The organism is Novosphingobium sp. (genome assembly GCF_032093395.1).
GTDB lineage: Bacteria > Pseudomonadota > Alphaproteobacteria > Sphingomonadales > Sphingomonadaceae > Novosphingobium.
This window is the reverse complement of record NZ_DAMDBA010000001.1, coordinates 56842-69832: the sequence shown is the minus strand read 5'-3', so window position 1 is coordinate 69832 and position 12991 is coordinate 56842. Positions and strand designations below refer to the sequence as shown.

The window sequence follows — 12991 nt, the reverse complement described above, 5'->3', positions numbered from 1 at the left end:
GTGGTGCGTCGCCGCGTCCCACAGGTCAGGTGGTTATCGCGGCAGGCTGTCCGTCTGTCGCAGCGCTTCGCCCAGCGCCAGTGCCGCAGACGTCGCGAGGTTCATCGAACGCACCTCGGGGCGCATCGGAATGCGTATGCGGGCATCGCAAGTCTCCGCGATCTCTTGGGGAATGCCGGCGCTTTCCTTGCCGAACAGCAGAATGTCGTCGGCCCGGAACGCGAATTCGTAAGCCGATTCACTGCTTTTCGTGGTGAACAACACCAGGCGGCTCTCGCCCACGGTCGCCTGAAAAGCCTGGAAATCGGCATGGCGGGCAATGGTTACGTGATCGATATAGTCCATCGCCGTACGGCGCACGCGGCGATCGTCCCATGCGAACCCCAGGGGCTCGATCAGGTCGATGGTGGCGCCGAAACAGGCGCCAAGGCGCAGGACGGCGCCGACGTTTCCGGCGATTTCGGGTTCGAACAGGGCAATACGCATGGCGCCTGATTGGCGTTGCCGCGCCCTGGATGCAAGCCCGGTTCCCTGTCCTGGAATAGAAGGAAGCCCAAGTGATCGGATGGATCTGTCCCGAAGAGATCGGGTGGATGCTTTCCGGATGGAGTATGATTGCCCCGCCTAGAAATGATCCGGCATGGGAGATCTATGATGGAACAGGATGCGGCCAGTAATGAGCCGGGCGCGGGAAGCACCTCTGACGGCGCCCCCGCTAGCGCCCCGGTAAACGCGAACAAGGCCTTGTGGGAAAAAGGCGATTTCACGAGACTTGCCGAAACCATGCGCCAGAGCGGCGACGAACTGGTCGCGTGGATCGCCCCCACGGCGGGAATGGAGGTTCTCGATCTCGGTTGCGGAGATGGGACGACGGCCTTGCCTGCCGCCCGTCGCGGAGCGCGAGTCCTTGGCGTCGATATCGCGTCCAATCTTGTGGCCGCGGGCAATCGACGCGCGCGCGAGGCGGGACTGGCCGACTTACGCTTCGTCGAGGGTGACGCCAGCGCGCTGGTCGGGATTGAGGATGCGCGCTTCGATCTGGTGGTGAGCATGTTCGGGGCGATGTTCGCCCCCCGCCCGCACGATGTCGCCGCCGAGATGGTGCGGGTCTGCCGGCCGGGCGGGCGGATCGTGATGGGCAACTGGATTCCCGGCGATCCCACGCTTGTCGCGGGAGTGCTCAGGATCTGCGCCGCCTACATGCCGCCCCCGCCGGAGGGCTTCGTGAGCCCGGTCAGTTGGGGACAGGAAGAAACCGCGCGCGAACGGTTCGTCGCCGCCGGTATCCCGCCCGAACGCATCGGCTGCGAAAGGGCCACTTACACGTTCCGCTTTTCCGGCCCGCCGCATGCCTTCCTGGCGGTTTTTCGCGACTTTTACGGGCCGACGATGAATGCGTTCGAGGCAGCGCGGCGCGATGGGCGGGAGGCAGAGCTTCAGGGCGAGCTCGAAGCGCTGTTCGAAGCCGAGAACCGGGGGGACGCCGGTAGCACGGTGATCCCGGCGACTTATCTGCGCGTGACGATCGAGCGCTAGGCTGATCCCCTAGGGCCGGTGCGGCAGTGCCGATGCGGGATTGCGGGTGAGGAGCAGGGTGGCGCCCAGCACCACGGCTCCGGCGAGGACGAGCGGCACAGCAAGGCCGACATGGAGCAGCAGCATCGCGCCCACGGCCGCGCCGGTGAAGATGGACAGCACCGCGGCGGAGCGGCGCAGGAAGTTGGGCGAACGGCCGGCAACCTGGTCGGCGGCGATGCCGGTGATGGTCAGGGTGAGCACGGTGGTGGTCAGATCGGGCACTTTCAGTGCGCGAACGGTGGCGTTGCGCAGTCCCATAGCGAAGCCGGTGAGGACGATGACCGAGAGCACCGCGAGCTCCGGCGCCTGCGCTGCGATATCGATCTTCGTCGAGATGGCGGCGGCGATCCACAACAGCCCGGCTTCGGCCACGGCGGCGCGGATCAGCCAGCGTCGCAGCGGCAGATCGGTATGCGCGCGGGCGAGCCGCCCGGCACCCCAGGCGCCGACCATGAAGGCGACCAGGGCCATGACCGCCGGTATCACCTTGAAGCCCGGCGTTCCCGCTGCCGCGAAACCCAGGAACACGACGTTGCCGGTCATGTTCGCGGTAAAGACCTTGCCGAGGCCAAGCACCGATGCAGCATCGACGAGGCCGGTCGTGGCGGAGAGCAGCAGGAGCAGCAGCGGGAGGCTGGAGCTGATCGGGGCATTGGCGTTGCCGGGGGCTTTGGCGGTCATGTCGGTCTTTCCGGTGTTGGGGGATGCCGATGGTCTAGGGGGCAGCGGACTTGGTAGATATCCGAATAAGATGGATCGATCTGTTCCAGTAAGTTGAATGATGTCAGAACCGGAAGTTGCTTTCCAGGCCCAGCATGCGGATGGTGCGGGCGGTGCCGGTCTGCTTGATGAAGGTGCCCGGCGCGAAGGCGGACAGCGAGGCTGAGAGTTCGAGCTCAGGCGTTGCCTGCCAGGCCAGCGTGGCTTCCACTTCCTTGCCGACGAACCGGGCGCGGCTGTCTCCGGCGTCACGGATCAGGTTCCCCGGAATGTCGTAGATGCCGTCCTCGCGCGAGTAACGCCAATAGGCCATGGCGGCGAGGCTGGCCGAGACATCGGGCGTCAGTTGCAGGCCGAGCGAGGAGTAGGCGTTGACGATGTTGTAGGGGCCGACCGGCGAGAGTTCGCCGAAGTACTTGCCCTTGGGGAACAGTGCGTTGAACGTGCCCACGCGGTTGTCAGCCTCGTGCCTGTCTCCGCTCACCAGGTTGACGCGCATCGTGAGGTTGGGCGCCAAGGGCGCGTCGGGGAAGGCGCGGCCGAGTTCGGTGCCCAGCGTCCAGGCCGAGATCGGGCCATCCGCAAAGCGGCCGAACTGGTAGACGCCTTCGACGTTCCAGCGCCAGTCGTCGCGTTTGCCGTGCCAGCGCGCGCCCAGGCTGTGGCGGGTTTCGGTGCCTTCGCGGGTGCCCCAATGGGCGGCCTCGTTGCGATAGCCGAGATAGTAGAGGTCGAGGTTCGGCATGGCGGCATAGGCGCCCCACAGCGCCTTGTCGGGCGAGGTGCGATCGTTGAAGTCGCCCTTGCGGGCCTGCACGGGCTTGACGGCCAGCAGGCTCACCGTGGCCGCGCCCAGCTTCACGTCGGCGCGCAGACCGTCGAAGGCGAGCGGCACGTTGGGGCCGTAGCGGGTGCCGATCAGTCGCTCGGTGCCGAGCGAGAGCATCTGCCGTCCGGCCCGCAGCGTCACCGGCCCGAAATCGGCCTCGGCGAAGCCTTGCAGCAGGTCGAGGCCGCTGCCGTCGACCGGGCCGGGCGCGGGGGCGACGCCGATCGAGGTCGAGGCGATGGGTTGGACGAAGGCGCGCAGCTTGCCCAGATGAAGATCGGCGTAAGGCAGGGCGCGCAGCCAGAGATAGCTGTCGTCCGGCGCTTCGGCGGCGCCCCAGAGGTTGTTCTCCAGGTTCTCGTTGCGCGCGCGCAATTCGATGCCGGTGGAGAGCCAGGCGTCGTCGCCAAGCGGCACGTACTTGAACGGGCCGGTCCAGTGGTGGTCGCGCTTTTCGGCATCGGCAAGGTCCGACCAGTCCTCGTCGTAGCGGGTGATCGAGAGGGTCGGGGCCTGCCAGGCTTCGGTGGGGTCGGCCTTGGCGAAGGTGGGCAGCACGGCGGCGAGGACGAAGGTAAGCAAGGCGGCCCGTCGTCCCGGACTTGATCCGGGACCGCTGGCCGGGCTGCGCCCCGCTCGCGAGCACGCGCCTAAAGGCGGACACCGGTCCCGGATCAAGTCCGGGACGACGAAATTACGCAACGGTCTTCTCTTTGCGCGCCAGGATGGCAACCAGCACGAAGCCGCCGACGAGGGCCATGTGTTCGAAGAAGGCGTTGGTGGCGGCGAAGCGCTCCGGTCCGGCGGGCATGGCCCAGAAGGCATTGGCGACCAGCGCGGCGAAGAAGGTGAACACTCCCAGCATGCCCGCGCCCAGCCAGACGAGACGGTTCGAGAGGACCAGTAGCGGGCCGACCAGTTCGACCGCGATGGTCAGCCCGGCCCAGAGCGCTGGCGGGGTCAGGCCGAAGTGGGCCTGTTCCGCCACCGCGCCCGGCCAGTCGGTGAGCTTGGCGAGCCCGCCGACCAGATAGGCGCTTACCAACAGGAGTCGGGCGAAGAAGCGTATCGGCGCGAAGTCCAGCACCGATGCGACGAATTTGGGCGTGCCGGACATGGCCGCGGCGGAAAGGAAGGCAGGGCGCTTCATCAGAGGCTCCTTTGGCACGTCTTTGGAGGGCGAGTTTCCGCGTCGTCCCGGACTTGATCCGGGACCGCTGGCGGTCTTTAGGTGCTACCGTTGCAGTAAAGAGTCTTGCCGAAGCATGGGCCGTTCACCGCCAGCGGTCCCGGATCAAGTCCGGGACGACGGCTGGTTACCGAACGATCATACGGCCCAGCAGCCGCAGCCGAGCGCGCCCCAGAAGGTCTGCACATCGGCGGCGGGAACATTGGCGCCCAGCGCGGCGGCGTGATCGTGGCCGTGAACGCCGCAACCGCTGGCGCAGCCGCAGGCAGAGGCCAGCTTCTGCTTGGCTTCGGGCGTCTGGTAATAGCCGCCGAACGTCGCGACCGGCGACCAGTCCGGCATGGCGCGGGGCAGTTCGGGCGCGAGCGGCCGGAAATCGCCGTCGCCATGGACCACCTTGCCGCCGAGCAGGGTCAGGATCGAACGGATATGGACGATCTCGTTGTCGGGCACGCTGAAGTAGTCGTCGGAGAGCAGCGCGAGATCGGCCAGCTGACCGGCCTTGATCTGGCCCTTCTTGCCCACTTCGGAGGAGAACCAGGTGTTCTCATGAGTCCACATGCGCAGCGCCTTCTCGCGGCTGACGCGGTTGTCGCCGCGATAGAGCGAGAGGCCGCCCACGGTGCGTCCGGTGACCAGCCAAGAAAGCGAGACCCAGGGATTGTAGCTGGCGACGCGGGTGGCGTCGGTGCCGCCGCCCACCGGAATGCCGGCGGCGATCATGCGGGCGATGGGCGGGGTGCGCTCGGCCGCCTTGGCGCCATAGCGCTCGACGAAGTATTCACCCTGGTAGGCCATGCGGTGCTGCACGGCGATGCCGCCGCCCAGTGCGGCGATGCGGTCTATGTTGCGGTCGCTGATCGTCTCGGCATGGTCGAAGAACCAGTTGATGCCTTCGAGCGGGATGTCGCGGTTGACCTTTTCGTAGACGTCGAGCGCGCGGCCGATGGTCTCGTCGTAAGTGGCGTGGAGACGCCAGGGCCAGCGGTTTTCGGCGAGCAGGCGGATGACCGGCTCCAGGTCGCCTTCCATCTCGGGTGCCATGTCGGGGCGGGGCTGGCGGAAGTCTTCGAAGTCGGCGGCGGAATAGACGAGCATCTCGCCCGCGCCGTTGTGGCGGTAGGTATCGTCGCCCTGGCCGGGCTTGACCTGCTTGGCCCAGCCCTGGAAATCGGCCAGTTCCTCCTTGGGCTTCTGGGTGAACAGGTTGTAGCTGATGCGCACGGTCAGCTGGTCATCGGCGTGCAGCTTCTCGATGATCTCGTAGTCGTCGGGATAGTTCTGTGCCCCGCCGCCCGCATCGATCACGCCGGTCACGCCCAGCGCGTTGACTTCGCGCATGAAGTGGCGGGTGGAATTGAGCTGGTATTCGGGCGGCAGCTTCGGCCCCTTGGCCAGCGTCGAATAGAGGATCGTGGCGTTGGGATGCGCCAGCAGCAGGCCGGTGGGATTGCCCTGCGCATCGCGGACGATCTCGCCGCCCGGCGGGTTCGGGGTGTCCTTGGTATAGCCCACCACGCGCAGCGCGGCGGCATTCAGCAGGGCCCGGTCGTAGAGGTGGAGGATGAACACCGGCGTGTCGGGGGCGACCGCGTTCAGTTCCTGAATGGTCGGCAGGCGCTTTTCGGCGAACTGGTGCTCGGTGAAACCGCCGACCACGCGCACCCACTGCGGGGCGGGGGTGTTATCGACCTGCTTCTTCAGCATCGCCATCGCTTCGGAAAGCGAGGTCACGCCGTCCCAGCGCAGTTCCATGTTGAAGTTCAGCCCGCCGCGGATGATGTGCATGTGGCTGTCGATCAGGCCGGGGATCAGGCGGTGGCCCTTCGCGTCGATCACCGCAGCCTCGGGCGCGGCGGCGCGCACTTCGGCTTCGCTGCCCACCGTCAGGAACTTGCCGTCGCGGATCGCCACGGCTTCGGCCTGCGGGTTCTCGCGATCGAGCGTGGTGATCTTGGCGTTGACGATGATGGTGTCGGTCATGGCGGCTTCCTTGGAACGGGCAGTTTGCATAAAAAGCGAGGGCAGGAGCGAAGTGGCGGCCGCGCCTGCAAGCGTCTGGCGGCGGCTAATCACGCCTGGGCCTTGTCTTCGGAAGTGCGGCAGGGGAACTTGTCCCCCGGAAGTCTTCCCAGAACATGCTTGCGGCAATCAGTCTGGACGAACTGGGAGACTTCCTCGTGCGCCCACATCTTCTTCGCCAGCGGTACGATCTGCTCGCCGAGCAGGATGCCGAGCAGGCCCAGCAGGGCAATCATCGGCGGTGCCGGCGAACGGACGCCGAGGAGAGAGTAGACCACGCCCACCAGCAACCCGGCGGCGATCGAGAGAAGGTAGGCTTTCATGGTTTGGCTCTCCTCGGCGTCTTGGATCAGGCCTGCACGAAGGCGAGCAGGTCGGGGTTGATGACTTCGGCGTGGGTGGTCAGCATGCCGTGGGGATAGCCCTCGTAGATCTTGAGCGTGGCATTCGGCAGGATTTCGGTCTGGAGCAGCGCGGCGTGCTTGTAGGGTACGACCTGGTCGTCATCGCCGTGCAGGACGAGAGTGGGCACGGTGATTGCCTTCAGATCGTCGGTCTGGTCGGTTTCGGAGAAAGCCTTGATGCCTTCGTAATGCGCCTTGGCGCTGCCCATCATGCCCTGACGCCACCAGTTGTCGATCACCGGTACGGACACGTCGGCGCCCTCGCGGTTGAAGCCGTAGAACGGGCCGGCTGCCACGTCGCGGAAGAACTGCGCGCGATTGGCGGCAAGGGTGGCGCGGAAACCGTCGAATACTTCGAGGGGAACGCCGTCCGGGTAGCGATCGGTGGAGATCATGATCGGCGGCACGGCGCTGACCAGCACGGCCTTGGCGACGCGGCCCTGCGGGATGCCGTAGCGGGCGACATAAGCCGCGACTTCGCCGCCGCCGGTCGAGTGGCCGATGTGGACGGCATTGCGCAGGTCGAGGTGCTCGGCAACGGCGGAGGCGTCGGCGGCGTAATGGGCCATGTCGTGGCCTTCGCTGACCTGTTCGGAGCGGCCATGGCCACGGCGATCATGGGCGACGACGCGATAGCCCTTGGACAGGAAGAACAGCATCTGGGCGTCCCAGTCGTCGGAAGAGAGCGGCCAGCCGTGGTGGAAGACGATCGGCTGCGCATCCTTCGGACCCCAGTCCTTGTAGAAGATTTCAACGCCGTCCTTGGTGGTTACGTAACCCATGATGCTGATCCTTCGATGTATGTGTGATGTGTCGACTAGAAATGGTGGGGACCGGAAGTCTCTGGCGAGGGCCGGTTGGGGAGGTTGAGGCTCCCGGTCCCGAGCTTCAGATCAATGGCCGCCCTCGGACGCGCCGAACATGGTCTTCGCGTAATTGATGCCGATACCGTAGGCTCCGCCCCACTTCTTGGCGATTCCGGTGGTGCTGTCGTAAGTTTCGGTGCGGGCCCAGTCGCGCTGGAGTTCGAGCAGGTACTGAAGCGAGGTCATCGGCACGGCGCCCAGCTGGATCATGCGCTCTACGGCGCGCTCATGCGCTTCGGTCGAGATGTCGCCGCAGGCGTCGGTGATGACGTAGGCCTCGAAGCCCTGGTCGATGGCGGAAGCGACCGGACCGACGATGCAGACCGAGGTCCACAGGCCCGCAAAGACGATGCGCGGCTTGGCGATGCGGTTGATTTCGCAGATGACCGCATCATCTTCCCAGGTGTTCATGCTGGTGCGATCCAGCAGTTCCTGTCCCGGAAACGCTTCGGTGATCTCGTCGAACATCGGGCCGGAAAAGCTCTTTTCGGCAACCGTGGTAAGGATGGTGGGAACGTTGAACGACTTGGCGCCGCGAGAGATCAGCGCGGCATTGTTGCGCAGCAGTTCGGCCGAGATCGACTTGGTGGCGAAGGCCATCTGCGACTGGAAGTCGATCAGGACAAGGGCATGATTGTCAGGTGAAAGCAGCGACTTGCCGGGGGTTGCAGTGGCGGTCGGTGCGGCGGTGATGGTCATTGGTCAGTCCCTTTGGTTTGTGGTGTCGATCTTGTGGAATGAGAATTAGCCGGACGATCGGTTTCCAGAAATCCCGATAAATCAGATGATATCGTTCTTGATATTAGAAGTTCTCGCAGGCTCGCCGTGCCGGCGAGAGCGAAAAGGTTGGCGGACAGCAGGTGCATCCTCATCGGCGCGTGGGCCGGATTCGTGCAGCGTGCGTCGAGAAGATCCGGCAGCCAGACGAAATCGTGAATGCTGCCGATCGTGCGCATGGCGCTGACGTCCCGTTCCGCCGCCAGCAATCGCCGTGCGAAGTGTTCCGCGCCCCGGCGGAAGGGATCTACTTTCCGCCGTCAGGATCAGGATCGGCGGCAGACGATGCAGGCGATCTTCATTGTAGCCGCCCGGCCATCCGGCTTCGTCGAGCATCTCGCGAGCGCGCGTTGCACGGTCGCGCGCACCGTCGATGGGCAGCCAGGGCGTGCTTCCCGATGCGTCTGGCGAGACTTGCAGGGGCGTGGCCAGCACAGGCAGGCCGGAGGCCCTGCCGCCCAGCGTCACGCCGTCACCATCAAGCGTGAGCGTTTGCTGCGGCAGCGCCATTGCGAAGTTGCCGAAGCGATAGATTCGTGCGCGCGTGGCGGGAGAAAGCATCGGATTTTTCTAGAAGGCAATTGCGTCATTCAGAAGTGCTGAACGCATAATCGTCTGTGGTTATGATGCTTATTACACACAAAAATGCATCGAGCTGTCGCTGAAATCGGTTGCAGCACGACAATGATCCCAACCACTCCATCCACCCGGATTGAGACGCCCCTGGCCGTCTACCGGATCGTCCACACGGGCTAGATCGAGGTCATCCTGGAGATGCGCCAAAGCGGATCGTAAAGGGAACCGGATGCTTCAGTGTCCGTTCCCCGGAGATGTTGCACCATGTCTCGCTTGGCACCGCCGATCTCGCCCGCGCTCGCGCCTTCTACGACCCGGTCATGCGTGAACTGGGGCTTTGTCGCACGCTGGATGTGGCGGACGCGGTGGGTTACGGTGCCGGGATCACGGTATTCAGCCTCAACATCCCGGCAGACGGCACAGCGCCGTCACCGGGAAATGGGGTGCACGTCGCGTTCGAGGTCGAGACGCGTGGAGCCGTCGATGCGTTCTTTCGGGTGGCACTGGCGCAGGGCGGCGGCGCCGATGGCGAGCCCGGCATCCGGGAGCAGTACGACCCGCACTACTACGCCGCCTTTGTGCGCGATCCGGACGGGAACAAGATCGAAGCGCTCACTTTTGCGGGCACGTGATCGGTCCGCCCAGGCGGCGTGCTATCGTTTGTGGATGCGCGGGAACAATTTTCCGGTTCGGCCTCGGTAGCCCTCGTAATCGGCGCCGAACAGGTTCACCAGATCGCGTTCCTCGTACGTGATCGCGATCAGCATGTAGACTGAAAGTCCCAGCGCCAGCACCAAATGACCAACTGTCATGCGAGGCGTGGCCCAGAAGGCCAGGAAGAACCCCGAATAGAGGGGGTGACGCACGACCTTGTAGAACAGCGGTTGCCGCAGACGCGGCGCGGCGGGCCGAGACCCGCGTGCGTGCTGCCAAGCCTGGCGCAGGCCGAAAAGTTCGAAATGGTCGATCAGAAAAGTGCTTGTCAGAACGATCACCCAGCCGGCCGCGAAGAGACCCCAGATCAATGCTTTTCCGGCCGGGCTCGAAATTTCCCAGAGCACGGCGCCGATCGGTCGCCAGCACAGGAACAGCGTTATGAGAGCGAGGCTTGCGAAGAGCACATATGTGCTGCGCTCTATCGCCGGAGGGACGATCCGGGTCCATTTCCGCTTGAAGCCTTGCCGGGCCATGATGCTGTGTTGGGCGCCGAACAGGGCGATCAGCGCGATGTCGAAGGTCAGTGCGACGGCCAGCGGACTGCGCGGTCCTTGGTCAACCGTCAGCGGCAGTCCGGCGAAGCCGCCGACGAAACCTACAAGATAGAGAAATGTCGCCAGGAACACTACGTAAACCGCAACAGCGTAGAGAAGAAAGGCTGCCTTCTGCATCGCACGCTCCCATCGTGGGAATCGGTGCCGCCGGGGCCTGCTCGCAAGGCCGAAGCCAGCAGCGTATTGTGGATTAGATCACTTTCTTCGGTGCGTTTCAATGGGCCGGAAGCACTACTCCTTCCGGTCTGCTCTCTAAGCGGCGGCATCATGGCGTCCTATTGCGGCCGGCTTTGCGGTGAGGCGTTCAGGCCCGACGTTTCGCCGAGGCGCGTTGGTTGGCGCTGCTCTCCGATCCAGCGACGGAGGAGGCGTTGGGCAGGGCCGTCATAGTAGTGCGTGGCTAGTGCGGCGATGGCAAGGATCGCCGGCACAACCAGATAGGCTTCGAATCCGGCTTCGCTTCTGCCGCTCACGCGTTCCGCCAGTCCCGAATAGAGCGCCAGGAACGGCACATGGAGGCCGTAGACGGAGTAGGAGATCGCGCCAAGAAAGCCGGCGCCGGGGATGAGGCGCTGATGGCCGGCACACACGGCCAGCATCAAGGCGGCTGGCAGGACCATGACCGTCAAGCCGATAAGCCATGGAACGGCGTGCAGCGGCAGTACGAGCGCGGCAACTATCAAGGCTACGGACAGCGACGCGGCCCCTTTCCCGAGCCGGGGCAGTCGATCGCGGACGGCATGGATAAGCAGCCCGATCAGAAAGCCGAAGGAAACCCGCGCCAGGCCGCCGGGCAATGTGGGCAAGTCCCAGCCGAGGTCCATGGAGCGATAGTGGCCGGCCACCAGGATCAGGGCAATCATGCTCGCCAGGGTCGCTGCGACGAGAAAGGCACGTCTTTTTGATACCAGCAGACCGGCCCATGCGAGGTTGATGACCACTTCGAAGAAAAGCGACCACAACGGCCCGTTGATCGGGAAGACTTCCCAGCCGGTCGCCTGGCCATGCCACCATTTCGGTATCAGCATGCCATTCAGCGCGGCACTTGCGAGAATGCCGCCGAGACTATCCGATCGCGACGGCGCGGCGAACCAGCGCGTGAGCGCGTAAGCAGTACCCAGGCAGACGCCAAGCAACACGATCGGCATCATTCGCGCCAATCGTCGTCTGGTGAAATCGGTGAAGCTCATGCCGCTGGAAAGCCGTTTGCCATAAGCCTGGGCGATGACGAAGCCGCTCAACATGAAGAAGAAATCGACCGCCAGATAGCCGTTGGCAGCGATTGCCGGTGCACCGGTGCGCGTGCCGACATGAAACAACAGCACGATGAGGGCGGCGATGCCACGCAGTTCATCCAGCAGTTCGTAACGCTCATTGTGATGGGGCGCAGATGCCATGGAATTGCCTCGAATCGTCAGGAAGGCTGCTGGAAGGCGGCGTTGAAAGGCAGCTTACGGGAACCGGCGGGCCGAGTGTGCGACGGCAGGGATGCCGCGCCCTCCTTGCTTTGCCGGGAAAGGGCGATGGACAGGGCGGCAGCAATGCCGAACCCGAAGCCTGTCAGCGGTTCGAAATTGGCATCCGCTATCATCAGCGACACGGCGATCATCGGCACATAGGAAAACCGGAAAGCCGACATGACGATCCTGGATTCAACCGTTGCGTATCGGGGAGATCGAAAGAAGGACTGCGCCGCGAAGGCATAGAAAAGCAGTGCACCCAGTATGCCCGAAGCGCTCAGGATCGCGACAAGACTGCTGGACGAACGGGTGCTGCCCAGTCCGATCCCGAAGCCGTAGCTTTCGGACACGCTGGAAAGCGCGATCACACGCCACATCCCGCGCTCCTCGTAAGAGAGCGACGAGGTTTTCTGCAGCACCATCCGGTCAATCATGGCCAGGATCGGATCGAGCAGACCGGGATTGAAGAGCAAGGTCAGCATGATCGCGATCAATACGATCATGACAACCGACAATTCGCCGAGCAGGCCCTGCTTGTAGATCGGTACGCCGCCTCGTTCGATGTTCGCTCGCAGAAGCCATTCCAGTCCAGCCATCGCGAAGAACAGCGCCAATCCTACGTAGGTTGCCGAGGATTTCGACTGCCAGCAAAGGATCAGCAGCAGGCCCAGCAGTATGGGACAGATGCGTTCACGCAACGTCCGGTTCGCTATTGCGCGACGATAGAAATGCAGGGCGCACAGGAAGCCGAGGCAGTAATTGCCGAAGGCGGAGGCTTCCGGCATGAGACCGACGACGCGCTTGGATCCAAGCACTTCGACTTCGGTGGCCAGCGCGTAGGAGGCAGTCCTGAAAGGTGCGAGAACGGGGCCTAGCGGAACATACTGGCTGGCAAAATCGACCAACCCCGTTGCGATCAGGATGCCGGCGCCCAGGCAGATGGCCTGGAGCGCATGTTGCCGCATCGTGGAAGCCTGCAACAACCTGGCCAGTGCGAAAACGGTAAAGACCGAAATCGTCATATAGACCCACTGAGACAGGTTCTGCGTGGAGGGGTGCAGGGGGGCAGGCGTGCTTAGAATCCCGCGAACCGGAACCACCAGGATGTCTCCCGCGAAGAGGCGCGGCATGAACAGCGTGGTGACGGTGACGACGATCCAGAAGGCGAAAAGGCAAAGCAACCGGTTCGGCAAGAGCGCAAGGGTCAGGAACGAGGCCGGTCCGTCACGGTCGAGAAATGCCTTGCCGACGATGATCAGCGCCACGATCGGTGCCGCGACGAGCGTCAGGCCTCCGGTG

Annotated in this window: 14 protein-coding genes; 2 read left to right on the top strand and 12 right to left on the bottom strand. The window is 64.2% G+C overall.

Annotation, left to right across the window (positions count from 1 at the left end; genetic code table 11):
• Window positions 1-33: 33 nt before the first annotated feature.
• Window positions 34-486, bottom strand: coding sequence for a tRNA (cytidine(34)-2'-O)-methyltransferase (locus tag RT424_RS00250; protein WP_313433580.1), 453 nt, complete (start codon window positions 484-486; stop codon window positions 34-36).
• A 168-nt stretch (window positions 487-654) separates the two neighbouring features.
• Here RT424_RS00250 and RT424_RS00245 point away from each other — a divergent pair, with 168 nt between their 5' ends.
• The gene (locus RT424_RS00245; RefSeq protein WP_313433578.1) at window positions 655-1536 is read left to right on the top strand and encodes a class I SAM-dependent methyltransferase; all 882 of its coding nucleotides are present in this window, start codon (window positions 655-657) and stop codon (window positions 1534-1536) included.
• A gap of 9 nt (window positions 1537-1545) precedes the next feature.
• Here RT424_RS00245 and RT424_RS00240 read toward each other — a convergent pair whose 3' ends face one another.
• The 8 genes from RT424_RS00240 to RT424_RS00205 all read right to left on the bottom strand — a co-directional run bounded on the left by RT424_RS00240 (window position 1546) and on the right by RT424_RS00205 (window position 8895).
• Window positions 1546-2259 (bottom strand): YoaK family protein, encoded by a 714-nt coding sequence (locus RT424_RS00240; protein WP_313433576.1) that lies wholly within the window; start codon window positions 2257-2259, stop codon window positions 1546-1548.
• 103 nt (window positions 2260-2362) lie between these two features.
• Window positions 2363-3709, bottom strand: coding sequence for an alginate export family protein (locus RT424_RS00235; RefSeq protein ID WP_313433573.1), 1347 nt, complete (start codon window positions 3707-3709; stop codon window positions 2363-2365).
• Between the two features lie 112 nt (window positions 3710-3821).
• The gene (locus RT424_RS00230; RefSeq protein ID WP_409521403.1) at window positions 3822-4277 is read right to left on the bottom strand and encodes a DoxX family protein; all 456 of its coding nucleotides are present in this window, start codon (window positions 4275-4277) and stop codon (window positions 3822-3824) included.
• 177 nt (window positions 4278-4454) lie between these two features.
• Window positions 4455-6299, bottom strand: a complete 1845-nt coding sequence (locus RT424_RS00225; RefSeq protein WP_313433571.1) for an amidohydrolase — start codon at window positions 6297-6299, stop codon at window positions 4455-4457.
• A gap of 89 nt (window positions 6300-6388) precedes the next feature.
• On the bottom strand, window positions 6389-6661 hold the full coding sequence (locus RT424_RS00220; protein ID WP_313433568.1) for a DUF1427 family protein: 273 nt from the start codon (window positions 6659-6661) through the stop codon (window positions 6389-6391).
• A gap of 26 nt (window positions 6662-6687) precedes the next feature.
• Window positions 6688-7524, bottom strand: coding sequence for an alpha/beta hydrolase (locus tag RT424_RS00215; RefSeq protein WP_313433566.1), 837 nt, complete (start codon window positions 7522-7524; stop codon window positions 6688-6690).
• A gap of 111 nt (window positions 7525-7635) precedes the next feature.
• On the bottom strand, window positions 7636-8307 hold the full coding sequence (locus RT424_RS00210; RefSeq protein WP_313433563.1) for a hydrolase: 672 nt from the start codon (window positions 8305-8307) through the stop codon (window positions 7636-7638).
• Window positions 8308-8388: 81 nt separating this feature from the next.
• Window positions 8389-8895 carry a hypothetical protein gene (locus tag RT424_RS00205; protein WP_313433561.1) on the bottom strand — a complete coding sequence of 169 codons (507 nt, stop codon included), beginning with the start codon at window positions 8893-8895 and terminating at the stop codon, window positions 8389-8391.
• Between the two features lie 320 nt (window positions 8896-9215).
• Here RT424_RS00205 and RT424_RS00200 point away from each other — a divergent pair, with 320 nt between their 5' ends.
• Window positions 9216-9593, top strand: a complete 378-nt coding sequence (locus RT424_RS00200; RefSeq protein ID WP_313433558.1) for a VOC family protein — start codon at window positions 9216-9218, stop codon at window positions 9591-9593.
• 21 nt (window positions 9594-9614) lie between these two features.
• Here RT424_RS00200 and mddA read toward each other — a convergent pair whose 3' ends face one another.
• From mddA to RT424_RS00185, 3 genes are all read right to left on the bottom strand, one after another.
• Window positions 9615-10349, bottom strand: a complete 735-nt coding sequence (gene mddA, locus RT424_RS00195; RefSeq protein ID WP_313433556.1) for a methanethiol S-methyltransferase — start codon at window positions 10347-10349, stop codon at window positions 9615-9617.
• A 158-nt stretch (window positions 10350-10507) separates the two neighbouring features.
• Window positions 10508-11629, bottom strand: coding sequence for an acyltransferase (locus tag RT424_RS00190; protein WP_313433553.1), 1122 nt, complete (start codon window positions 11627-11629; stop codon window positions 10508-10510).
• A 17-nt stretch (window positions 11630-11646) separates the two neighbouring features.
• On the bottom strand, window positions 11647-12991 hold a 1345-nt coding region (locus tag RT424_RS00185; RefSeq protein WP_313433552.1), incomplete at its 5' end, for a hypothetical protein.

Coding starts and splice junctions, on each gene's coding strand:
- RT424_RS00230 (WP_409521403.1), bottom strand. CDS start 4,277: ATGAAGCGCCCTGCCTTCCTTTCCGCCGCGGCCATGTCCGGCACGCCC.
- RT424_RS00250 (WP_313433580.1), bottom strand. CDS start 486: ATGCGTATTGCCCTGTTCGAACCCGAAATCGCCGGAAACGTCGGCGCC.
- RT424_RS00245 (WP_313433578.1), top strand. CDS start 655: ATGGAACAGGATGCGGCCAGTAATGAGCCGGGCGCGGGAAGCACCTCT.
- mddA (WP_313433556.1), bottom strand. CDS start 10,349: ATGCAGAAGGCAGCCTTTCTTCTCTACGCTGTTGCGGTTTACGTAGTG.
- RT424_RS00225 (WP_313433571.1), bottom strand. CDS start 6,299: ATGACCGACACCATCATCGTCAACGCCAAGATCACCACGCTCGATCGC.
- RT424_RS00190 (WP_313433553.1), bottom strand. CDS start 11,629: ATGGCATCTGCGCCCCATCACAATGAGCGTTACGAACTGCTGGATGAA.
- RT424_RS00220 (WP_313433568.1), bottom strand. CDS start 6,661: ATGAAAGCCTACCTTCTCTCGATCGCCGCCGGGTTGCTGGTGGGCGTG.
- RT424_RS00215 (WP_313433566.1), bottom strand. CDS start 7,524: ATGGGTTACGTAACCACCAAGGACGGCGTTGAAATCTTCTACAAGGAC.
- RT424_RS00210 (WP_313433563.1), bottom strand. CDS start 8,307: ATGACCATCACCGCCGCACCGACCGCCACTGCAACCCCCGGCAAGTCG.
- RT424_RS00205 (WP_313433561.1), bottom strand. CDS start 8,895: ATGGCGCTGCCGCAGCAAACGCTCACGCTTGATGGTGACGGCGTGACG.
- RT424_RS00240 (WP_313433576.1), bottom strand. CDS start 2,259: ATGACCGCCAAAGCCCCCGGCAACGCCAATGCCCCGATCAGCTCCAGC.
- RT424_RS00200 (WP_313433558.1), top strand. CDS start 9,216: ATGTTGCACCATGTCTCGCTTGGCACCGCCGATCTCGCCCGCGCTCGC.